The 21,835-nt window shown below is 64.3% G+C and carries 19 protein-coding genes; 3 read left to right on the forward strand and 16 right to left on the reverse strand.

Annotated features, from left to right (window positions below):
• Window positions 1-24: 24 nt before the first annotated feature.
• Window positions 25-819, reverse strand: a complete 795-nt coding sequence (locus K336_RS16690) for a hypothetical protein (RefSeq protein WP_051245290.1) — start codon at window positions 817-819, stop codon at window positions 25-27.
• A gap of 57 nt (window positions 820-876) precedes the next feature.
• Window positions 877-4,443 carry a DNA polymerase III subunit alpha gene (dnaE, locus tag K336_RS0101415; RefSeq protein ID WP_028706094.1) on the reverse strand — a complete coding sequence of 1,189 codons (3,567 nt, stop codon included), beginning with the start codon at window positions 4,441-4,443 and terminating at the stop codon, window positions 877-879.
• 272 nt (window positions 4,444-4,715) lie between these two features.
• Here dnaE and K336_RS0101420 point away from each other — a divergent pair, with 272 nt between their 5' ends.
• Both K336_RS0101420 and K336_RS13565 read left to right on the forward strand, forming a co-directional pair.
• Entirely contained in the window at window positions 4,716-5,357 is a 642-nt protein-coding gene (locus tag K336_RS0101420; protein WP_028706095.1) for an HdeD family acid-resistance protein, read from the forward strand.
• Window positions 5,358-5,485: 128 nt separating this feature from the next.
• Window positions 5,486-6,541 carry a magnesium and cobalt transport protein CorA gene (locus K336_RS13565; RefSeq protein ID WP_081660470.1) on the forward strand — a complete coding sequence of 352 codons (1,056 nt, stop codon included), beginning with the start codon at window positions 5,486-5,488 and terminating at the stop codon, window positions 6,539-6,541.
• A 35-nt stretch (window positions 6,542-6,576) separates the two neighbouring features.
• On the opposite strand, the gene K336_RS16695 is transcribed toward K336_RS13565, so the two are convergent.
• Together K336_RS16695 and K336_RS13575 are read right to left on the reverse strand one after the other, a co-directional pair.
• Complete coding sequence (locus K336_RS16695) at window positions 6,577-7,167, reverse strand: TetR/AcrR family transcriptional regulator (RefSeq protein ID WP_051383742.1); 591 nt, start codon at window positions 7,165-7,167, stop codon at window positions 6,577-6,579.
• A 372-nt stretch (window positions 7,168-7,539) separates the two neighbouring features.
• Window positions 7,540-8,562 (reverse strand): hypothetical protein, encoded by a 1,023-nt coding sequence (locus tag K336_RS13575; RefSeq protein ID WP_155944942.1) that lies wholly within the window; start codon window positions 8,560-8,562, stop codon window positions 7,540-7,542.
• A 615-nt stretch (window positions 8,563-9,177) separates the two neighbouring features.
• Between K336_RS13575 and K336_RS17380 the strand changes: the two genes are divergently transcribed.
• Complete coding sequence (locus tag K336_RS17380) at window positions 9,178-10,233, forward strand: IS630 family transposase (RefSeq protein ID WP_081660471.1); 1,056 nt, start codon at window positions 9,178-9,180, stop codon at window positions 10,231-10,233.
• 517 nt (window positions 10,234-10,750) lie between these two features.
• Here the strand turns inward: K336_RS17380 and K336_RS17385 are convergent.
• The 12 genes from K336_RS17385 to trpA form a co-directional block, all read right to left on the reverse strand.
• Window positions 10,751-11,560, reverse strand: coding sequence for a cyclase family protein (locus K336_RS17385; RefSeq protein WP_081660472.1), 810 nt, complete (start codon window positions 11,558-11,560; stop codon window positions 10,751-10,753).
• Between the two features lie 259 nt (window positions 11,561-11,819).
• Window positions 11,820-12,263: an SRPBCC family protein gene (locus K336_RS0101450; protein WP_021796837.1), complete on the reverse strand. Its 444-nt coding sequence runs from the start codon at window positions 12,261-12,263 to the stop codon at window positions 11,820-11,822.
• Window positions 12,250-12,474 carry a phosphopantetheine-binding protein gene (locus K336_RS13585; RefSeq protein WP_162142544.1) on the reverse strand — a complete coding sequence of 75 codons (225 nt, stop codon included), beginning with the start codon at window positions 12,472-12,474 and terminating at the stop codon, window positions 12,250-12,252. The genes K336_RS0101450 and K336_RS13585 overlap by 14 nt, the downstream gene beginning before the upstream one ends.
• A gap of 73 nt (window positions 12,475-12,547) precedes the next feature.
• Entirely contained in the window at window positions 12,548-13,801 is a 1,254-nt protein-coding gene (locus K336_RS17390; RefSeq protein WP_081660474.1) for a beta-ketoacyl-[acyl-carrier-protein] synthase family protein, read from the reverse strand.
• Window positions 13,802-13,817: 16 nt separating this feature from the next.
• Window positions 13,818-15,089 carry a beta-ketoacyl-[acyl-carrier-protein] synthase family protein gene (locus tag K336_RS17395; protein ID WP_021796846.1) on the reverse strand — a complete coding sequence of 424 codons (1,272 nt, stop codon included), beginning with the start codon at window positions 15,087-15,089 and terminating at the stop codon, window positions 13,818-13,820.
• 2 nt (window positions 15,090-15,091) lie between these two features.
• A complete protein-coding gene (locus K336_RS17400) occupies window positions 15,092-16,096 on the reverse strand; it encodes a methyltransferase family protein (RefSeq protein ID WP_021796856.1) in 1,005 nt (334 codons plus the stop codon).
• 67 nt (window positions 16,097-16,163) lie between these two features.
• Entirely contained in the window at window positions 16,164-17,213 is a 1,050-nt protein-coding gene (locus tag K336_RS13590; RefSeq protein WP_051245293.1) for a methyltransferase, read from the reverse strand.
• Window positions 17,200-17,643, reverse strand: a complete 444-nt coding sequence (locus tag K336_RS17405) for a cupin domain-containing protein (RefSeq protein WP_081660476.1) — start codon at window positions 17,641-17,643, stop codon at window positions 17,200-17,202. Before K336_RS17405 ends, K336_RS13590 begins: the two co-directional genes overlap by 14 nt.
• 959 nt (window positions 17,644-18,602) lie before the next feature.
• Window positions 18,603-18,836 carry a hypothetical protein gene (locus tag K336_RS0101470; RefSeq protein ID WP_028706097.1) on the reverse strand — a complete coding sequence of 78 codons (234 nt, stop codon included), beginning with the start codon at window positions 18,834-18,836 and terminating at the stop codon, window positions 18,603-18,605.
• A gap of 24 nt (window positions 18,837-18,860) precedes the next feature.
• Complete coding sequence (locus tag K336_RS0101475) at window positions 18,861-19,274, reverse strand: hypothetical protein (protein WP_155944943.1); 414 nt, start codon at window positions 19,272-19,274, stop codon at window positions 18,861-18,863.
• A gap of 718 nt (window positions 19,275-19,992) precedes the next feature.
• Window positions 19,993-20,985, reverse strand: coding sequence for a prolipoprotein diacylglyceryl transferase (gene lgt, locus K336_RS13595; RefSeq protein WP_081660477.1), 993 nt, complete (start codon window positions 20,983-20,985; stop codon window positions 19,993-19,995).
• A complete protein-coding gene (trpA, locus tag K336_RS0101485) occupies window positions 20,982-21,815 on the reverse strand; it encodes a tryptophan synthase subunit alpha (protein ID WP_043150017.1) in 834 nt (277 codons plus the stop codon). The genes lgt and trpA overlap by 4 nt, the downstream gene beginning before the upstream one ends.
• Window positions 21,816-21,835 lie beyond the last annotated feature (20 nt).

Below are 21,835 nucleotides of genomic sequence, written 5' to 3' on the forward strand. Positions count from 1 at the left end.
CGGGCCCGTCCGCGCCGGCGCGCATCAGCCGCTGCCGGCCCCCGTGCCGCCCCGGTCACCGCCGATCCTCGTCCAGCGCGAGAAGCGCAGCAGCCGCTGCCCGCTGCCGGTGCGGCCCTCCTCGGACCAGCGCGGCAGCTGTTCCTGCTCCGTCCCGTCGGCCGGCTCCTCGTCGGCGGCGAGGCGCTCGCGCACGCGCGGGTCGTCGGTGTCGTGGGTGAGAGAGCTGTAGACGAGCACCGGGACGACGGCGGCGAAGGGCCAGACGACCCAGGCCGTCGGGGTCGTGAGGGCCAAGTCGCGCATGACGGTCTCGCCCGCCGCCGCGCCGGCCAGGCGCTCGTCGAAGTCGTGCGGACCGATGACGGACGCGAAGCTCACGGCGACGAGCGCGCACAGGCCGGCGCCGAGGACGGCGAAGAGGACGACCGGCCAGCCCGCCCCCTTGAACCACTGCCAGGCGCAGATGCCCAGGACGAGGCCGGCGACGAGTCCGATCATGATGAAGGCGGCGTCGGGGCCGAAGTTCTGCACAGCCGCCGTGTTCGTCGTCGTGACGGTGCCGTCGGAGGTGACGGTGACCGACTGCAGCGGCGCCACCAGGTACCACACGAGGCCGGCCAACAGGCCGACGACGACGATGAGCCCCGCGTAGAGCGCGGTGCGGAGCCAGTCGCGGCGACTGATGTGCGGGCGCCACAGGCTCACGCGGTGGAGCCCTGGCGTCGGATCGTCGACGGCCTGCTGCGGCCCGGTCGTCTCGATGGACGCGACGACGGCGGGCATGACGCCGCCCTGCGCGGGCTGCTGCTCGGTCACGACGCGCCCCCTCCTCACTGCTCGGTGGACGGTCCCCAGGGTATCGGCCCCGGCCGGTCAGACCGCGATGCAGCGCGGGCCGAGCAGCGCCTTGAGGTCTGCGATGAGCGGCTGCTCGTTGCTCACCCGCAGCGAGTCGGAGAGCCGCATGAGCATGCTCTTGTCGGGGCCGAGCAGTTTGACGCGCACCTCGGTGCCGCCCGGGTGGGCGGTGAGCACCTGGCGCAGATCCTGGATCACCGGCGGGATGCATCGCACGACGGGCATCTGGATCGTCACCGGGCCGTCGGCGCTCATGCGCACCTCGGGCACGGTGAGCTCGTTGGCCTGCATCTCGATGGACTCGTCCTTGTTCGTGATGCGGCCGCGGATGCGCACGACGGTGTCCGGCACGAGCTGGGTGAGGCAGGTCTGGTAGACCTTCGGGAAGATGAGCACCTGGACGCTGGCGTCGAGGTCCTCGATGGTGACGGTCGCCCAGAAGGCGCCCGACTTCGACTGTCGGCGCTGGACCTGGGTGATCATGCCGCAGATCGTCTCGACGTGTCCGTCAAGGTCGGCGCCGGACTCGACGAGGGCGCCGATGCCGACGGAGCTCTCGGCGCCGAGCACGTGCTCGAGGCCGTGCAGCGGATGGTCCGAGACGTACAAGCCGAGCATCTCGCGCTCGAAGGCCAGTTTCGTACGCTTGTCCCAGTCGGGGACCTCGGGGACCGTGCGCGACAGCGCGGTGTCGGCGTCCTCGTCGCCGCCCAGCAGGTCGCCGAAGAGGTCGTCCTGGCCGTTGGCCTGGTTGCGCTTGAGGTCGATGACGCCGTCGACGGCGCCCTCGAAGACCTCCATGAGGGCGCGCCGGGAGCGGCACATCGAGTCGAAGGCACCCGCCTTGATGAGCGACTCGATGCAGCGCTTGTTGCAGACGCTCAGCGGCACCTGGTCGAGGAACTCGTAGAAGTCCTCGGCGGGGCCGTGCTCGGTGCGGGCCCCGACGATGCCGGCGACGACGGACTCGCCGACGTTGCGAATGGCGCCCAGCCCGAAGCGGACGTCCTCGCCGACGGCCGTGAACTCGTTCTGCGAGGCGTTGACGTCCGGCGGCAGCACCCTGATGTGCTGAGCGCGCATGTCGGCCAGGTAGAGGGCCATCTTGTCCTTGTCGTCGCCGACGCTGGTCAGCAGCGCGGCGCCGTACTCGGCCGGATAGTTCGCCTTGAGGTAGGCCGTCCAGTAGCTCACGAGCGCGTAGCCTGTGGCGTGCGACTTGTTGAAGGCGTAGCCGGCGAACGGCACCATGACGTCCCACAGCGCCTTGATCGACTCGTCCGAGTAGCCGTTGGCGCGCATGCCCTCCTGGAAGGGCGTGAAGTTCTGGTCGAGGATGTACTTCTTCTTCTTGCCCATCGCCCTGCGCAGCAGGTCGGCGCTCCCGAGGGTGTAGCCCGCGAGCTTGCGGGCGATCGCCATGATCTGCTCCTGGTAGACGATGAGGTGGTAGGTGGGAGCGAGGATCTCGTCGAGGTCCTCCTTGAGCTCGGGGTGGATCGGGATGATCGGCCGGCGGCCGTTCTTGCGGTCGGCGTACTCGATGTGGGCGTTGGCGCCCATCGGCCCGGGCCGGTAGAGGGCCAGGACGGCGATGATGTCGTCGAAGACTGTGGGGCCCATCTGGCGCAGCAGGGCCCTCATGGCCGTACCGTCGAGCTGGAAGACCCCGAGGGTGTCGCCACGGGCCAGCAGCTCGTAGGTCGCCTTGTCGTCGAGGGGCAGGGTCGTCAGGTCGACGTCCTCGCCCCGGTTCTGCCTGATGATCTTCAGGCAGTGGTCCATGATGCCGAGGTTGCGCAGCCCCAGGAAGTCCATCTTCATGAGGCCCATCTCCTCGAGCTGAGGGTAGGCGAAGCCGGCGATGATCATGCCGTCCTTGTCCCGCTTGTGCATGGGAACGAGGTCGAGCAGCTTCTCGCTGGACAGGATGAAGGCGCAGGCGTGCACGCCGGTACCGCGGATGAGGCCCTCGAGGCCCTTGCCGGTGTCGACGACGCGGTGGACGTCGGGGTCGGCCTCGTAGAGCTCGCGGAACTCGGCGCCCTCGGCGTAGCGCGGGTGGTCGGGGTCGAACAGTTCGTTGAGCGGGACGCCCTTGCCCATGATGTCCGGCGGCATGGCCTTGGTGATCCTGTCGCCGAGGCTGAAGGGGTAGCCGAGGATTCGGTTGGCGTCCTTGACGGCGGCCTTGGCCTTGATCGTGCTGAAGGTGTTCACCTGGCTGGTGTACTCGGCGCCGTACTTCTCGGTGACGTACTCGATGACCTTGTCGCGCTGGCGGTCGTCGAAGTCGAGGTCGATGTCGGGCGGGTTGACGCGCTCGGGGTTGAGGAAGCGCTCGAACAGCAGGTCGTGCTCGAGGGGGTCGATGGCGATGATGTCGGTGAGGTAGGCGATCATCGAGCCGGCCGCCGAGCCCCGGCCCGGGCCCACGGGCACGCCCATCCTGCGGGCGGCGTCGCAGATGTCGGAGACGACGAGGAAGTACGAGCTGAAGCCGAGCGGCTCGATGGTGGCGAGCTCGGTCCGCACGCGGTCGAGGACCTCCTGGCGGGGGTGGTCGCCGTAGTGCTTCTTGAGACCGGCCCGGATCTTCTTGCGCAGCCAGCTCTCCTGCGTCTCGCCGTCGGGCACGTCGAACTGGGGCATGCGGTCGACGTGGGCGAAGACCTCGTCGTAGGACTCGATCATCTCGGTGAGGCCCAGGGTGTTGTCGGCGGCCTCGGCCGGGAACAGCGCCCGCATCTGCTCGTTCGTCTTGATGAAGTAGCCCGAGCCGTTGAAGCGGAAGCGGTTGGGGTCGTCCTTGTTGCGGCCCACTCCGACGCACAGCAGGTTGTCGTGCGCGTCGGCCTGGTCCTCGGTGACGTAGTGGGAGTCGTTGGTGGCCAGCAGTGGCAGGCCGAGCCGCTTGGCCAGGCGCAGCAGGTCGTCGCGCACCTCGTGCTCGATGGGGACGCCGTGGTCCATGAGCTCGCAGTAGTAGTTCCCCTTGCCGAAGATCTCCCGGTAGGCGGCCGCGGCCTCGCAGGCCTGCTCGAACTGGCCCAGCCGCAGCCTCGTCTGCACCTCGCCGGAGGGGCAGCCGGTGGCGCCGATGACGCCCTCGGCGTGCTCGGCGATGAGCTCGCGGTCCATGCGGGGCTTCATGTAGTAGCCCTCGTAGCTGGCCAGGGAGCTGAGCTTGAACAGATTGTGCAGGCCGGTGGGATCGCGCGCCCACAGGGTCATGTGCGTGTAGCGCCCGCCGCCCGAGACGTCCTTGCCACCCTCGACCACCGGGTCGCCCGAGTCCCGTCCGGCGCCCCAGAACTCCTGCTTGCGCGAGAAGCGGGTGCTCGGGGCCACATAGGCCTCGATGCCGATGATGGGCTTGACGGCCGGGTTCTGGGTCCCGTCGTACTTCTTGGCGGTCTGGAAGAACTCGTAGGCGCCGAACATGTTGCCGTGGTCAGTCATGGCCACGGCGGGCATGCCCTGACGGGCGACCTCGGCGAACAGCTTCGCATTGCTCGCGGCGCCGTCGAGCATCGAGTACTCGGTGTGCACGTGCAGATGGACGAAGTTGCTCCTGCTCATGTCGCTCCCCTCAGCGCGGCCGGTCACGGCGGTCCGCTTCAGGCTACTCGGGTCCGGCGCACGGGCACGAGCGACGGCGCCCGCGAGCCCGTGATCCAGCCTCGAACGCTCCGGCGCCGGGCCGTCTCCGTCACGCCCCTGGTTCCGCGCTGCCGCGATGCACCGGTCCGCCCGCCGGACGGCGGCCCGGAGCCCGGCTCGACACCTCGACACTTGATAGTTGAGTCAGATGGGCTCAATATTGAGTCATCGCTTCTCACTCAGGAGTTCCCATGAGCACCACCGGAATGCGCGTCCCGGGACGGAGCGAGGGCCGTCCTCCGTACCCCCGGCCCGCCGAGCGTGGCTGGCGCATCTGCCTGGGCACCGGCGTCACCGCTGCGGCGGCCGGTCTCGCCTGCATGATCTGGCCCGGCCACTCGATCGATGCGCTCGTGCGTCTCATCGCTCTCGCCCTGCTCGTCCAGGCCATCGGCTCGATCGTCACCGGCCACCGCTCGCGCGGCCTCGCCGGCTCGGGCACGATGATCCTGTCCGGGGTCCTCCTGGGGCTGGTCGCCGCATTCATGGCCTGGCACCCGGGCCTGACCGGCGAGCTCATCATCGTCGCCGTGGGCGGCGCGATCCTCGTGGCCGGCCTCACGGCGGCCTGGCTCGGCACCGTCCTGCGCGGCTGGCTGGGCAGCACCCGCTGGCTCCAGATCGGCGGCCTCGTCGGCGCCGTCATCGGTCTCGTCTTCCTCGTGCACCCGCACTTCGGCGCCGCCGCCATGGGCGTCCTCATCGGCGTCGTCATGGTTCTGTTCGGCGCCGGACTCATCGCGCTGGCGCTGCGGCTGCGCCGCTGGCGCACCGGCCCCCCGGCGGCGCAGGACCCGACCGAGGTCGTCATCGAGGGCGACGTCGAGGAGTGAACGGGCCGGCCGGCGCCCAGCCCGGCGCGACGGGGCCCGGGGGGCGGACCGGCAGTAGTGTGGTGCGGATCCGCAGACCGTCCGAGCCGGTGCGCCGACGCCGGCTCCCGATGAGGGAGCAGCCCGTGATGAATGACCAGCGCGCCAGGGACGGCCAGCGCCGCCGGGGACAGCCGGAACCGGTCGGGCTCCCCACGACCGACGGAGCGGTCTCGGTGCGGCTGTACGACGCGGGCGAGCAGGTGCACCCCGAGGGCGTCAGCGGACTGAACGGCGTCCTGCCCTATCTCGATCAGCACCCCGAGCACATGGCGCTCGTCGCGTACACGGACCCCGGCCAGCGTCAGATCCGCGAGCTCGGCGCGGCGCTCGGACTGCACCCGCTGCTCGTCGAGGACCTCCTCAAGGGCCATCAGCGCCCCAAGCTGGAGCGCTACGAGGACACCCTGTTCATGGTCGTCGAGCCGACCTTCTACCTGGACGACATCGAGGACGTCGACGTCGCCGAGGTGCACGTGCTCAAGCGCGAGAACATGATCGTCATGCTCGTCCGCCCCACCCCGCACGGCATGGTCTGGGCCGGCCCCACCCTGGACTACCGTCCCCAGTTCCTGTCGCTCGGCACCGAGGCGCTGCTCTACGGCATCCTCGACAGCGTCGTCGACACGGCCTTCCCCGTCGTGCGCGGCGTCCAGACAGATCTGGGCCAGATCGAGCGCCAGGTGTTCAGCGGCGACACCGCGGCGCCCGAGCGCATCTACCGGCTGGGCCGCGAGACGATGGACCTGCAGCAGGCCGTCGCCCCGATGTCCGACATCGTCGAGGCCCTGCGCGCCGGTTTCGACAGGCACGAGGTGGCCCACGAGCTGCGCGCCCACCTCGGCGACGTCGCCGACCACACCCGGCGGGTGGGGCTCCAGATCGACCAGGTCCGCGAGCTGCTCACGCAGATCCTCACGGTCAACGCCACGCTCACGGACCAGCGGCGCAACGACAACATGAAGACCGTCTCCTCGTGGGGCGCCATTCTCCTGTTCCCGACGCTCATCGGGTCGATCTACGGGATGAACTTCGAGGCGATGCCCGAGCTGCACTGGCGCTACGGCTATCCGATGGCCCTCGGCCTCATGGTCGTCTCGGCCGTGGTGCTCTACATCGTCTTCAAGCGGCGCGACTGGCTGTGAGCCCGCACGGACGGCTGGGCGCCGGTCGCCGGTCGTCATGCCCGGTCGAGCAGCTCCCCGAGTTCCGCGGCGAGGGCGGCGGGGTCGTGGTCGTCGATGAGCGACATCTGGAGGATCTGCGCGTAGATGAGGCTGACCATCACGTGGGCCCGTGCGGGCGCCCTCCGCTCGGCGGCGCGCCGGTCCGCGCCCTGCGCGGCCAGCCAGGCCGCGCAGTACTCACCCAGGGCGTCACGCGCCTGCTCGTACACGTCGTTCGCTGCATCCCTCACCTCCCGGTTCGACACCGCCTCGCCCCACACCTGGACGAGGAGCCCGGTGGGGATGTCGGCTGATGCGATGCGCGCCGCGATGAGACCGATGAGCTCGCTCGGCCGGGGCGGCGGCTCCGTCGAGGCCGCCGCCTCGACCTCGGCGAACAGCTCGCTGAAGGTCGTCCGGGCGACGTACGCGATGATCTCGTTCTTGCCCTTGAAGTGGTTGTAGATCGTGCCGGCGGAGAGCCCCGAGGCCTCGATGATGTTGGACATGGAGGTCAGGTGAATTCCGCGGAAGGAGAATTGGTCGATGGCGGCCCGGGCGATCCGGTCGCGCCGCGCCTGCATGTACTCACTGCTGACCCTCACCACGACAATCCTCACTCCAAGGAGACGAACCATTGAGGCTTGTTCACAACCTCAATGAACAAGGCTATGGCTAGGGGTTTCGTCTCTTGTTGGGCCTCCTGTGAACAAGCCTTGTTTCAAAGTACCAGAGCGGGGCGGCGGCGCATGCCGTACCCTGTGCCTCGGGACGATCCACCGAACAGCTCCCCCGATGACGTACCGGCAAAGACGGGATGGCTCTCGACCAGCCGGGCCCCTTTGACGCGCTCCCGTCGTGACTCTCGACTCCCCGGCATCACCCATCGAGAGAACTGCCGACTCCACCGGCCCCGGGTCGGGGCGAGGAGCACCGCTCGCCCCGACCCGGCCGAACCGTCGGCCCCGCCTTCGGACTCAGACGTCCTCGCGCGCCCGCACGCTTGAGCGGCGCCCGAAGATCAGCAGCGTGGCGTCCACGAGGACCCATGCGCACAGCACGCACCACTGGCCCGCCGTGCTGGCATCGGGGAAGTAGCTGAGGACGCGGACCAATGTCGTCGTCGAGCCGGGGATGAGGCACTGTCCGATGTATCCCAGACCTGCGGGCAGGAACTTGTAAGGGATGGCGAACGCGGCCCAGGGCATCGCGGCGAACAATGTGATCCCGGCCGCGATTCCTATGCCCACTCCTCCGAAGGCGGAGTGCAGGCCAGCGAACAGACCACTCGTCGCCATAAGGGACAGGCCCAGGGCCAGCCAGAGGATGCCGAACGATCCCGGGTACACCGTGAGCCAGGTGTCCAGGATCAGGGTGAGCAGCAGACCCCCGCCGACCCCGAGCCCGAGCACTGCGGCGGCCTTGCGCCACACGCCCTTGACCAGATAAGCGATCGTGAGTCCGGCGAGCAGAGCGCCGACAGTGAGCGGAATACCGGCAGCGGTGGCGCCGGCCCCGCTCGCATCATCCTCGGAGTAGGGCACCAGATCGGTCACCGTCACCTGAGGAAGCGCCTCTGGCAGCTGTCCCGCCACAACCGCCGGATCGACTCCGTGACCGGCGGCAGAACCGATCCCGTCGCGGATCCCCGCGTAGATCTGCGTGTCGAGCATGGTCTGCACCCGCGAGGCCACCTCGGTCATGACGGCGGCAGGCACCTGACCATTGGCCGAGGCCGTCAGCACCTCGGGCGCCCCGTTGACGAGCACCACGGCTCCGATGAAGTTACGCTCCCGCACGCCTCTGACGGCAGCGTCGCGGTCATCGACCCTCTCCAGGTCGGCGACCCCGCCCAGGTTCCCACCGGCACCGGACATGAACTGGTCGACCAGGTCGCCGTCCCCGGTCACCGCTATCGTCTGGCCCGACATCTCGGCCCGTGAACTCGGCCACGCGAAGGTGAGGATCAGCAGGGACAGTGCGACCGACACGAGCACCACGACCCATGTCACCCTTCCCCAGCTACTCACGACATGCGCTGCCGTCCGTTCTTGACCAGCCATCGTGTGATCAGTCATCTCTCCTCCTTGAATGAATGATCATTCATCATACTCCTCGAACCCTATCCTGGCAACCAGTCACCAGGAACACAACTGATACTGTCGTCCGCCAGGAGCAGTGTCACATCGCCTCGACCCTCAAACCCTGACTGCTCGCCAACAAGTCAGACTGAGCGGTGTCCATGGACAGCACCTGTCGGCAGGTAGCGCGAGAACCGGGGCTCCGAGGACCCGACGAAGATGCCGTCAAGATTTGAACCAGATCGCATGGTCAGGGCACTGATTGCAACTACTGCCCTCGTTCGGATTGTCACAGGTTCAGTTCGAGGTCATGGAGGAGCCGAGGCATGTCCCAGAGAGTTTTGATCCAGATGTCGTTGACCGTACAACGCATCTGACTTGAACATCAGGCGCTGGAAGAATTCATGCGTCGCCAGCCCGGCTCATAGCGCCGTCCCCATGACATTACGACTGTCAAGAAACACACTATGGCTGACATGAAACGAAACCGTATTTTTCGTGGATTTCCTGTGCTGTTTCGGATATGATTGGGACATGCAGGTTGAGGTCACCTTGGAAGAAACCGCCGTCCTGATCAGGTGGAAGAAGCGTTCCGACAATCATGTGCTGGTGCGGATGAAGGCAGAAGCGATTCTGTACGCCTCCCGTGGCGTCGACGTGGGCATCATCGCTGAAATGGTCGAGCGGACGGAGAGGACCGTGCAGGAATGGCTGGCCGAGTGGCGGGCCACCAGGATGTGCTCGGTCCTGACCGGCCATGCGGGGAACCAGAACGCGGCGAAACTCACCCGCACCCAGAAGGAAGAACTCAAGGCCATCCTGGCCCAGCCGCCCTCCCGGTCCGGTGTTCGCGCCGAGTTCTGGGACGTCCCGGCGATGCGTGAGGTCGTGAAGATCATGTTCGACGTGGAATACCAGGCGGATTCTTCGTACCAGCTGCTCCTGCGCTTCTGCGGGCTGAGCTTCAAACTGCCCGACCCGTTCGACGAGCACCGCAACGAGAAAGCCATCACCAGACGCATGATCGAGGTGAAGACCCAAGTCAAAAGCTTGTTGGACCAAGGCTGGGAGGTCTACACGGCAGACGAGGTCCGCTTGGAGCACGAGGCCGAGACCCGCCGCATGCAGCCCCCGAAAGGACAACGCACCAAACTGTCCGTGGACCGGCAGAAGACGTCCCAGTCCTTCTTCGGCGCCCTCTCGCCGACCAGCAAAAAAGTCAAATTGTACCCGATCGAGGTGAACCAGAACACCGAGCAGACGATCCTCGCGCTGGAACGACTCCAACGAGAAACCGAGGCAGAGAAGATAGCGGTCGTCTTGGACAACACCCGCTTCCACCACGCGAAAGAGTTGACCACCCTCTACGAGCCGGGTCAACTGCTAGAGCGCATCACCCCTGTTTTCCTGCCGTCGTACGCGCCCGACCAAAACCCAGTCGAGCACGTCTGGAACGCGGCCAAGAACAACATCGCGAACATTCAGCGCGAGATCCCCGAAGAAACCTTCGGCGCGTTCGCCTCCCACGCCACCGGCCGTGCCCTCGACCACCTCCCACCCCGCGAAACCGAAAACGAATTCGTTTCATGACAGCCATGCTCCCGATGATCAGCACGCAGCAGCGGAACCTTCAGGTCGTTCAGCGCGAATCGCCAGGAGTCCCTGCGAAGGACCCGAGCAGTCTTCGGTTGAACCTCTTCCATGTCCCGTGGCTCGATGGCTGCTGCGCAGAGTGCACCTGTGAGGTCTTCACATCGAGCCTCGTTCCCCTAGTCACCAAGGCCGTAGTCTGCCAGCCCGAGGGATCACGACACTCTCGGTCTGAGTCTGCACCCAGTGAAGAAAAAGATGCTTGAGCAAGCCCAGATGACACTGGCTGGAGAACATGGCCAGGAGCCACAGAGATGAAATTCCGCATAGATTATGCAGAATAACGCCAACATGCCCAGCGCTCCTCCCTGAGTCGCGAGACGTACCCAAGACGGTCCTGAGACCGGATCGCGCCCTTCCTCACCAGCCCTGTCGACCCGCTTCTCCGGAAAAGTCGGGACTGCAGGAACAGAGCTTCGAGGACAGAGACCGGATGAGCAGTCGAGCGCTGTCGTTCCTACTGGTCGGGAAGTTCGGCGACCGCCCGGGTCCACGACCCTCCTGCCTCGCGCAGCGCGACCGGGAAGGCAGAGAAAACGAACCCGGAGGAAGGCAGGGAACGAAGATTCGCGAGACACTCGATCGCGATGAACTCGCGTTGTCTGCCATGCATGTGCGTCGGCCAAAGACAACTGCCGTCACCGGTCTTGAAGTATCGCTCGAGCATGTCTCTGGCAGGCGCATCCAGGCTCCATGAATCTGTTCCAACGACTTTCGCTCCCCTATCGAGGAGTTCATCTATCGCCGATGGCGCAAGAGCCACCGAATCCAGATGGTAAGAGGAGGTCCCGGCTACCAGATCAAGATCTGTTCGGAGCAGGGGTATGACTCCCTCAAGCGAATCGATGCGCAACTCATCGAGGCGTTTTCTGACGTATCCACGCGTAACGATCCTTCCGGCCCGGGTCCCGTCGATGATGACCCCCGGGGCATGAAGCAGTTCAAGCGGCACTTCGAGAACTTTCTTCGCCTTCGTGCCTTCACTCATCGGACCATAATGGAACGGGGCGTCGATGTGCGTCCCAGTGTGCACAGACAACGAGAAGAACTCATTCGACAGAAAACAACGGTCCGGAAGATCCTCCGGCCTGACGACCCGCATCCCGCCCAACCACAGGACATAGTTGCGAAGAATTTTGAAAAAACCATCGCCCGGGAGTCTCCTAGCACGGCGTGAAATAATCCTGTGTCCACGTTCATGCGTCCATCGACGGTATGACACCCCAGCAGTGCCAGGCCCAACGGGGAGACTCAAATCAACCAACATCACTCAATCCCATCGCTATCATCCACCCTCTTTCGCAGCATCCTCCTCAGCTTCCTGCGAACATGACGGACAACCCTCCCGGGCAGGCCCACCGTGAACATGTGCGCCGCAAAGTCCTCCACGAGCCGGGTCCGGACCGAGTCGCTGTCATCACAACGAGGAAACGAAACCATACATCGGGGCTTATTCACAGAAGTCGTCAACAGGAACGTTTCCCCTTGTCGGATCTTCTTTCTGCCGAGCCGTGAATAAGCTTCATCTAACCGGGAAGCTGCTCGATGAATTTTTTGATATTAATCTGGTTCCGTCGAGTATGGTTCTGCATGTTCTCCAACACCTTCTCCAGAGGCATGCCGAAGGCCTTGTCAAGCTCAAAATCCTGAATCCAGGTCATCCGCGTCCCACCGGCCTCCTCGACGTAGTTCCAGCGCAGGTGCATGAAGACAAAGGGGAACAAAGGGTCTAGACGTTCTGCAATGACGACATGGGAGCTGTTGTTCAGCAGCCTCCACGACCGCCACGTAGTCACGCCATTGTTGAGTTCGAAAACCAATTCAGTGAATGACCCCGAGCAGGTGATCCTGAGTACAGTTGCGTGCTTGTACTCATCAAAGTATGTCGGCCAGCGCGATATGTCGTTCGTGATGCTGAAGACCCTGCCCACCGGTGCATCAACGAAGACAGAGTTCTCAAGACGTGGCATTGACCCGCCCTTCCCCCGCATCCCTTGACTGAAGAGCAGTAAGATAGGTGCACAACTCACCAAACGTCTTGATCCCTTCGGCCTCCGGGCCTAACTTGAGTCCAAACTCCTTCTCCAATCCGACGATGAGTTCGACACGCTCTGCCGAGTCGATACCGAGATCATCGTGCAACAGGGTCGCACCACTCAGTCCCGCAGTCGGGATGCTCATGGTGGACAACACCTTACTGACACGGCTCTCTTCTCTCACAATTATCCTCTCAATCGGCCGTAACGACCTGTTCTCAGACACTGATGACGACAGCTGCATTGGTTCCCCCGGTACCGCGCGCGGTGACCAGAGCGGCTGTGCAGCCAGCTCTCATGGATGATCCCAGACGAGCCAGGCTCACACTTGGAGGAAGGCCGGGCGCTGGTTGCTCGAAGTGCGCCACGGGGGGAACGAAACGTGTTCTGAGGCTCTGAAGGGCAAGAATGACATCCAAGACGAAGGCGGCACCCAGAAGATGACCGAAGAGTGGCTTTGGCACCGTGATGGGAACCTGCTCTGCACCATTCCCCAAGGCGATGCTCAGTGCCCTCAACTCAGTGACGTCCTCAATGGGGAGACCGGAACCATGGGAATACACAACACCGAGGCTATCTATCCCGGCACCAGCACGGTGTAGAGCGTCGGCGATGGCTCTTGCGTATATCTCTCCTGAGGGTTCAACGGTGTAGTAGGGCATGTAGCCATCGGTGGAGCGCCCCCAACCGGAGAGCCAGCCGAGTATGACCGCCCCACGCGAATGAGCAAACTCGCCCCGCTCGAGAACGAGGAACCCGGCGCCTTCTCCGAAGACCGACCCGCTGTGTCGATGATCATAGGGATGGTACGCGACGGAGTCATCCGAATCAGTCGGGCGACGTGCAACGAGCCCACTGGTCTGCAGGCAGAGCCACCCATAGGGGGAGATCGGCGCCTCTGTGCCCCCCGCAAGCACCGCATCAGCATGTCCGTGCCTAAGCAGTCGGATCGCATCAATCAGGGCGTACGCACTGCTCGCGCGGTCGAGGGTGAAGGTCCTCGACGGCCCTCTGATTGCATTCTGAATGGTCACGTTTCCCTGGGCCGCCGTCGGGAACCAAGCCGTTGCCTGGTAGGGACTAACTTCCCGTGGCCCCTGAGTCCACAGTGCACGGAGCTCCCGTTCGGCGAACTCCCAACCACCGAGAGCATTTCCAATGGACAGGCCGACACGATCCCCATCCACATTAGTGTCGACTTCTAATCCAGCGTCCACCAACGCGTCATGAGCAGCAAGCAGCGCGAGATGAGTGAACCGGTCAGTGCGCTTCCGAAGCCGGGGAGTCAGGAACTCCTCCACGAGGCCTCCAGGGACCTCACCGGCCGCATTGGAGAGATAGGGCGTCGCATCGAAACGGGAGATGGGTCCGATCACATCGCGTCCTGTTGCCACCCCCTCACAAAAAAGTTGATATCCGCGTCCATAGGGGGTCACGCACCCGATCCCCGTGATCGCCACATCATCAGCCATGTAGAATCATCTCCGATCAGCCAATTGCATGAAGGGTCATGGCAGCATGCAGCCCACCGAACCCGCTGGCCTGCTTGAGAACACTTCTTCCGAGCCACTCGACTCCTGAGCCCGGGACATAATTTAAGTCGCATTCGGGATCGAAGGCCTCATAATTCGCGGTTGGCGATAAGAAGTCTTCTTGGAAAGATTTCGCGCAGACGACCAGCTCGATCGTCGATGCCGCTGAGAGCGGGTGGCCGATCATCGACTTGACAGAGGTGACAGGCACCTCATAGGCATGGTCACCCAAGGTCTTCTTTATGGCAGTCGTCTCGCACCTGTCGTTCTGAATGGTCGAGCTCCCATGGGCACTCACGTGTTCGATGTCGCGTGGGTCTACACCGGAACGGTCCACGGCGAATCCCATCGCCCTGGCCAAGTCTCTGCCGCCTGCTTCCAGAGCAGTCATATGTCTCGCATTGGAGGCAAGCGCAAACCCACCGATTCTCATGTACGGTCTTGCGCCGCGCGCCCGTGCATGGTCAGCACTCTCGAGAACCAAGAATCCAGAGCCCTCGGCCAGAACAAAACCGTCCCGTTCTGCGTCAAATGGTCGCGATGCAGTACTGGGAGGACCCTGTGTCCTCCTGGAGAGACAGTTGATGATTTCGAAAGAGGCAATCGTGATCGGAGTGATCGGGGCCTCCGAGGCACCTGCGATCATCACGTCCGCCTCCCCGTCCTCGATGGCCGCGCAAGCAGCTCCAACAGCGTCGATCCCACCGACGCAGCCGGTAGACAAGGCGAGTACTGGCCCCTGGGTACCGAGCATCGCAGAGAGAACGATCGCCGGGGTGTTGGACATCGCCGCCAAGTACAAGTCATGAGAAACTGCGTTCGGATCCACCGGGTTCATGCCTGAGCCCGTAACCCGAACGAACTCACGTTCCAAGGTTGTAGTTCCACAGATCGCGGTTGCGAAGGCAATGCCAGCCCTCGCATCAGAGAGCATCTTGTTTTCCAAGCCAGAATCCTGCACTGCCTCCGAGGCGGCCAGTACAGCGAGCTGGACGAATCGATCGAGTCTCCTCACCTCCCGCGGCAGGGAGTCGAGGTGCTTCTCGAGATCCGGCACCTCGCCAATGGCGACTGAACCGAACTCGAACCCACCAAGTACGGCCTCGTTAGCCGAATCCATCATCCCTTTCAGCAGTGAGCGTCCACTGGAAACCGCTTTCCACAGCGGAATTATTCCGACGCCGGCTGGACTCACAGCACCTATACCCGTGACAACGACCCCAGTCATAATTACCTCCCGCGTCTGGCCCTTAGCACCGTCAACAACCCGATCCCCTCCACTTTCGTCACCTCTACCCCCATGCTCTCAAGCATTTTTCCGTAGAATCCAGAACTTCTTATGGCACCACCGGACGTGTTGACCAGAAGACTCAGATCGAAGACAGAGATCAACGACTGCTCCTTGGTCTGCAGATCAGCCATGATGTCGACCAGCAGGAGTTCGCCGTCCCCGGCAAGGCTCGCAATCGCACCTGACAGCATCTGTCGGACGATCTCGATGCTGAAGAAACGAGTGACCGGCGGTACGAGGACCAACTGGGCACCGATATCGCAGGACTGCACCCCGTCGCCGCACGGTACGAATCTGAGATGATTGAGGGCCGGCAGCGCACCGACACGAAGGACAACTCGATCGATGAATTCAGGTGTATCCAAGGCGTAGACCGTTCTTCCCGAACCACTCTCGGCCTGCGCCAGTGCCCACTCACCGCCACCTGAATACAGTACGACAACGGTCTCCGCACACACATCAGAGGACAGCGCTGCCACCTTGCGAGCATCCTCGAGCACCCCGAACCCACCGCGGACGAAAAAATCCACGTTCGATGGACGGTCCCCTACGTCATTGATCCGACTCCTCCGATTTCCAGTGCACACGGTCTCAACCAAGTGGTCTCCCCAGCGGGGACGGGCAGCGTAAACTGCTCGAAGATGAGCGGCGATAGATTCCCGGGAACCAGCGCTGAGCAACTCAGCGACGGGGTGGGGCACGCAATACTCACACTCCGTCACCTTGAGCAGCAAACCCATGTACGTCAAGACGTCCAACAACCGTCGGACAGCGTCTCGGGACCATCCAGACGCACCCGCAACACGATCAACCGTGCCGGGAAGGTCTCCGAACTGATCAAAGATCCGCAGTTCGAGTGCAGCATCGAGTACTGCTGAGAATGTGTAACCATAATTGAGTGAAAGCAGTTTATACTCAGTTTCGATGGAATGACTCTTATTCACTCCACTCAACCTTCCAGCCAACCTCGTAACCCCGAACGGACACCATTGTCGATCATCGAGCTCCGCCTCAAAAGGAGAGGTCGCTCTGCCCCTCAAGGGAGGGTCGCACTGCTGAAACCAGTCCCGACAGAAAGGAGACCCGCTGAGTCCTCAAATCTGAGAACCCAGCACCTCGAATTATTTCCATCAGGTCCACGGCCTCATAGACCTCACCTTCTTCTGTGTTGATCAGAAGGATCACACCGAAAAGATTCGGGAACAGCCCCTTCGACACGTCGGGCATGTGGGAATGGACGAAAAGCCGACCATTGCCTCGCAGCTCATCGAAAATCTTGGACACGAGATGCCGGACTCGATCCCTGCCATACCCGTCAAGAACATGGGAGAGGAGCACAGCGTCGCATTCGGGCAAGAGATCCTTCATAATGTCACCGGGCTGAAACTCGATACGGTCCTCGAGACCTGCCACAGCAACATTCCTCGAAGCAATTTCACTGATCGAGGGATAATCGACGGCGATGACCCTGACCTCGGGATGGCGGCGCGCGATGGCGATCGAGTAGTCGCCCGAACCACACCCGAGATCGACCAAGGTGCTTCCACTCAGTAGATCAAGTCGCTTCGCCAGCGGATCAGCCTGAAGACGCGCGCTGACCCGCATCGCACCGATCAGCCGTTCTCGACCGGCGGCCCCTTCTCCGGCACCCGATCCCTGGTCGCTGTAACCCTCCTTGAGGACCCTCTTCGTAATGGAGCTGTTCGATCGGATCACAGCAGGGAGCTCAATGGAGTTCGCGAAATGAACGCTTTGATGCTCGGCAAAATCTCCCATGAACTCCGGGTTCCGCCGGACAAGATACCGTGACGCTTCGGGCGTGTTCCGGTATCCCAGCCCATCTTCACTCAACAGCCCGAGCCCGCTCAGCGCGATGAGCAGTGCACGCGTGGGTCGTTCTGGGACGCCTATCCGGCTTGACAGGTCATGGACGTCGAGGCTTCGCCCCTCCAGCTGTTCAAAGATACCGAACTGAAGCGCACTGATAAGCACCTGTGTCTGGAGATATGCTGTCAGCATCCCATGGACACGGACTGCACTGCTATCCTCATCCCTCGTCATGATCAGAGTTCAGCGCCTCTCTGTATTGACTGGACTGGATATATTCGTATGGATCTGAGGAGAGGAAGACACTCCGCACCGGTGGACGTTCCGCAGGCGCCACCACGATGAACCGGCACGACTCATCAGGAGCCGTAACGAAGCCGTGGGACTCATTTCTTGGAATGAACACCACGTCCCCTTCGGAGACGTGGAGCGGCGTTTCATCGTTCGACGCCACCAGCGTCATCGAACCCTCCAAGACATATATTTCATGCTCCCAGTCATGGTAGTGAGGAGGCGTCGATCCGCTAGGCTCGATCTCGAATTCGGTCAGGACAAAACGATCCGCCCCGTTCTTGGTGTCAATCAGCTTTCGATGAGTGGTTTGCTTCGCACCCGGCTCCCTGACGATCTCAGGGGTCACAGCCTTTCTATTCGTATGATACATTTACTGTCCTCACTAGTTAGAATGAACGTTCTTTTTATTAATATAACAGCCAGCAGCTTCCATGTCAACAGTTGTCGACTGACCTCTTAACCCCCTCATAGTCTTTGGGCCTCGGTGACAGCTAACATCAAGTTTGCTGACACGGCCTTGACGGGATTCACTCGTGTCATGAAGTCTGCGGACAGCATGCCCACCACGAGCAGTGAGCACTGCGCCCCAGAGGACATCGGGTCTTCGACTGTCGTTGACAGTCGAACGGGGTCGAGGTCGCATGACCTCGGACGGACACTCGGGCTCAGACCATCAGTGGTTCGCTGGGGACTCGCTCGCCATCGCTGTGTTCCTGCTGCCCCTTCTTAGACCCCGGCGCGTCCGGAAGCAGGCGGGGATCACCCACAGGGCCCCGAGCCGCCCCTGTCGGCAGGCTCCTGCGGCTCGTTTAGCGCATTGGCAAGGGGATTCCGTAAAGGAGCAGCGCCTCTGGTCGGGTCCCATGAGCAGGCCACGGCTGCGCCTCTCCGCGCGTCCGTCGTTGTCCAGTCCTCCAAGACGACATCGATCATCATCGGGCGGACCGCTTCTCGTCTTCCCGGCATGCCATCCGGGATCTTCCACGAACCAGTCGAACTGCCCCTGGACGAACCGCGTCCCGTTTCCTTCCCGCGACACCGGATGCGGTGCCCGTGGAGACGGGCACCGCATCCTCCCATCAGAGGGACATGTTCACAGGCGACTCGGCAGGAGGCACAGCTCCATGTCATGGCTCGGTCCATCGATGCTGTGCGGCTTGTTCATGGGGATCGGATCACGATCATCGCCCCCATCCATGTCACGACGCCATCCACGGACGCTGTGAACAAGCCTCTGCGAACAGCCTCGGAGCTCATCGGCAGAGGTTCGGCAAGGACATGCCGGTCCGGGGACCGCGCCCCTGCGACGGTCCTCAACCTGGTCGTTGCTCATTCCACGGGTCGAGGAGAGTCCCCCCGAACCGAGGGGTCACCGCTCCCTTCCTCGGCGAGCAGTCGTCTTTCCCGGCCCCGAGCGAGCAGCCAGTACAGCCCCCGCGCCGCGAGGAGGACGAGCAGGAGCACCCAGAGTTTCCAGTTCCCCTCCCTCGGCCCGACGTTGAGAAGAATGATGAAGGCGACTGCCATCAGCCCCGACACCACACCGATGTCGGCATTCACCATCTCTTGCCCCCGCTCCCCGGTGCGTCACCAACAGTCGATCAATCCCGTCACGGCACCGCCGAAGACACCGCTGACACCACCGACCATGCACCCGCCGGCTGAGCCGGCGATGCATCCACCAATGGTCCCCGTGATAAAACCATCACGAATTCTCTCGTTGCTGCAGTCCCAGTCGAAACTCGACATCACACGAACCGACCCGGAGTCCATTCCCGTGCTCACCGAGGCCGAGTAGATCGCGTGCGTCGATGAGACCAGCTCCCATGTCCCCACTGCCCGTCGTCCAGAACCCAGGTCCAGAACGGCGGGGACCAGTTCGCTACTCGTCGGCGACGTCATGAGCAATGACCCGTCCTCGGCGTCCTCGGCGAGGGAGACAGCAGAATCGGTTGAGACGGAGAGATCCGCCGTCACCATCGCCTGTTCGGGCCTCTGCACTTGGACGGCGTAGCCCCCGGTGTCTCGGGGGCGGCCGTGGTGGAATCCGTCGGAAGCTGCGCCCCAGGGTCGGGGGCTGCTTCGGCAAGAGGCGCTGGGATCATGAACACACCCAGAGCGGCCAGGCCCGCGGAAAAGACTTTGAGAGTTCGCATCGTTTCCTCCTCGCACAGCTCGCACGTCTCCCCCTCGGAATCTGTTCCCATGACGTCGTGGGGACGGAACCATCGTTCTTCTCGGAAGGCCGTGTGTCAACCCTTGTCAGGCCTGCAGAAGGCACCCGACCGGAGGTCTCCGCCCGGGTGCCTTCCCCGCCTCGGGGAGATCTCCGGGCACATGGGGCGGCTGCGGTCCGCGATCAGTCCGTGGAGCGTCTTCCGGGATCTCCGGGATCGGTGAGGGAATGCCCGTCCGGTGAGGAGTCGGTTCCCGGAGCCGACCACCAGCCGCATCACGATGAGCCCCTGCAACGACGGACGCGGCCGAGACGTCCCGGAGTCGCAGGGCCCGGTCGTTCTCGCCCGCCAGCGCCGACGAGGCGCCCACATCGGCAACGATGAAACGATGAGCGGTCGCCGATACGACAACGGTCCAGCAACGCTCGACTCACCCGACCGGTACGGCCGTCGCGTACGGGCCCACTCCGCAGCCCGGAGAGCCCATCCCCGCACGGCCTTCCGGTCCGCTCGCCGCAGCCCCGGGGCCTGACCGCGAGACGTCACGAACGACTCGTCGTCCCCTCGTCCGGGTCCGGTCGTGCATCGGCGGCGCTCGACCCCGGGCCCTTGGCGGCGGCAGCGCCGCCGGGCCCCCGGCCACGAACCTGCGCACCGGTCGTCTCGACGGCACTGCCCCCCGGGCAGGAGCCCGTGCGCCCACCGCCGTCCCGGGCTTCGTCGAGTCGGGGGCCGCAGCCCGGACGGCGCTTCAGCTGCCAGCAGAGCAGCCCGACGGCGAGGACGAAGCCGAGGGCGCTCGTCCAGTTGTTGAATCGCATGCCGCCGATCCGGTTGACCGGGTCGATGCGCAGCGCCTCGATGAAGAAGCGGCCCAGGCAGTAGTAGGCGACGTAGGCGGTGAAGGTCTTGCCCCGCCCCAGACGGAATCTTCCCGAGGCCCACAGCAGGAGGAGTGCGCCGCCGATGTCCCAGATCAGCTCGTAGGCGAAGGTCGGATGGAAGGTCGCGTACTGCCCGTAGCCGCTCGGCCGGTGCGCCGGGTCGATCTCGAGGGCCCACGGCAGGGTGCTCGGCCGGCCGAAGAGCTCCTGGTTGAACCAGTTGCCGAGCCGTCCTACGCCCTGGGCCAGGAGCAGGGCGGGAGCGACGGCGTCGGCCACCGCGCCGAAGCGCACCCGATGGGCCCGGCACCACACCCAGACGGCCAGCCCGCCGGCGATGACGGCACCCCAGATGCCCAGGCCGCCGTTCCAGATCCGCAGCACGTCGGCCGGATGGCGGCCAGGCCCGAAATAGAGCTGGTGATCGGTGACGACATGGTAGGCACGGGCGCCGACGATACCGGCCGCAACCGCCCAGCCCATCATCGAGTCGAATTCTCCGGGCTCGGCGCCGCGGGCCCGCAGCCGGCGCTGCCCCAGCCACCACGCCAGGAAGATGCCCGCCAGGATGCACAGCGCGTAGTAGTGGATCGTGACCGGTCCGATCCCGAAGGAGCTGACCGGAGGACTGGGCAGGAACAGGGCGGTCACCGGGAGGCCCTCACCCCCGAGGCGAGGTCGTCGACGAGGGCGCGCAGCCCGTCGAGCGAGGCGGTGCCCGCGTCCTCGGCCGCGATGAGCTGCTTCACGAGGGCAGAGCCGACGATGGCGAGGTCGGCGAAGGCGCCGATCTCGCCGGCCTGGGCCCCGTTCGAGATGCCCAGCCCGACCCCCACCGGAAGATCGGGGGCGATGGCGCGGACCCGCTCGACGAGCCGGGGGGCGGCGTCGGAGGTCTGCGCGCGGGCACCGGTGACGCCCATCACGGAGGTCGAGTAGACCCAGCCCCGGCATGCCGCCGTCGTCCGGGCGACGCGCTCGTCCGTGGACGAGGGTGCGACGAGGTAGACGCGGTCGAGGCCGAACTCGTCGGAGGAGGCGGTCCAGAACTCGGCGTCATCGGGCGTCAGATCGGGCGTGATGAGGCCCGCGCCGCCGGCATTGGCCAGGTCGCGGGCGAAGGCGCGCACGGAGGCGGCGGGATCGTTCCGGCGGCCCCTGGCGCCGTAGTGCTCGACGAGGTTGTAGTAGATCATCACGAGCGGCGTCGCACCGGCGACGGCGACCGCCTCGACCGCGGAGAAGACGTCGTGCGTACGCACCCCCCGCTGGATGGCCTTCGTGTCGGCGTGCTGGATCGCCAGACCGTCCATCATCGGGTCGGAGTACGGCATGCCGATCTCGACGGCGTCCACCCCCCCGCCCCCCGTGCCCTGGGTGAGGGCGACCATGGCGGCGATCGACCCGGGCACGTCGGGGTAGCCGACGGGCAGGTAGCCGACGAGGGCCGCGCGGTTCTCGGCCCGGCAGGCGGCCACCATGCGCCCCGAGACGCCCAGCC

Origin of the sequence: Propionibacterium acidifaciens DSM 21887 (genome assembly GCF_000426605.1) — a bacterium.
GTDB lineage: Bacteria > Actinomycetota > Actinomycetes > Propionibacteriales > Propionibacteriaceae > Propionibacterium > Propionibacterium acidifaciens.

Coding starts and splice junctions, on each gene's coding strand:
- dnaE (WP_028706094.1), bottom strand. CDS start 4,443: ATGAGCAGGAGCAACTTCGTCCATCTGCACGTGCACACCGAGTACTCG.
- K336_RS0101420 (WP_028706095.1), top strand. CDS start 4,716: ATGAGCACCACCGGAATGCGCGTCCCGGGACGGAGCGAGGGCCGTCCT.
- K336_RS13565 (WP_081660470.1), top strand. CDS start 5,486: ATGAATGACCAGCGCGCCAGGGACGGCCAGCGCCGCCGGGGACAGCCG.
- K336_RS17380 (WP_081660471.1), top strand. CDS start 9,178: ATGCAGGTTGAGGTCACCTTGGAAGAAACCGCCGTCCTGATCAGGTGG.
- K336_RS17385 (WP_081660472.1), bottom strand. CDS start 11,560: ATGTTGGTTGATTTGAGTCTCCCCGTTGGGCCTGGCACTGCTGGGGTG.
- K336_RS0101450 (WP_021796837.1), bottom strand. CDS start 12,263: ATGCCACGTCTTGAGAACTCTGTCTTCGTTGATGCACCGGTGGGCAGG.
- K336_RS13585 (WP_162142544.1), bottom strand. CDS start 12,474: ATGAGCATCCCGACTGCGGGACTGAGTGGTGCGACCCTGTTGCACGAT.
- K336_RS17390 (WP_081660474.1), bottom strand. CDS start 13,801: ATGGCTGATGATGTGGCGATCACGGGGATCGGGTGCGTGACCCCCTAT.
- K336_RS17395 (WP_021796846.1), bottom strand. CDS start 15,089: ATGACTGGGGTCGTTGTCACGGGTATAGGTGCTGTGAGTCCAGCCGGC.
- K336_RS13590 (WP_051245293.1), bottom strand. CDS start 17,213: ATGACGAGGGATGAGGATAGCAGTGCAGTCCGTGTCCATGGGATGCTG.
- K336_RS17405 (WP_081660476.1), bottom strand. CDS start 17,643: ATGTATCATACGAATAGAAAGGCTGTGACCCCTGAGATCGTCAGGGAG.
- K336_RS0101470 (WP_028706097.1), bottom strand. CDS start 18,836: ATGGTGAATGCCGACATCGGTGTGGTGTCGGGGCTGATGGCAGTCGCC.
- trpA (WP_043150017.1), bottom strand. CDS start 21,815: ATGGTGGCCGCCTGCCGGGCCGAGAACCGCGCGGCCCTCGTCGGCTAC.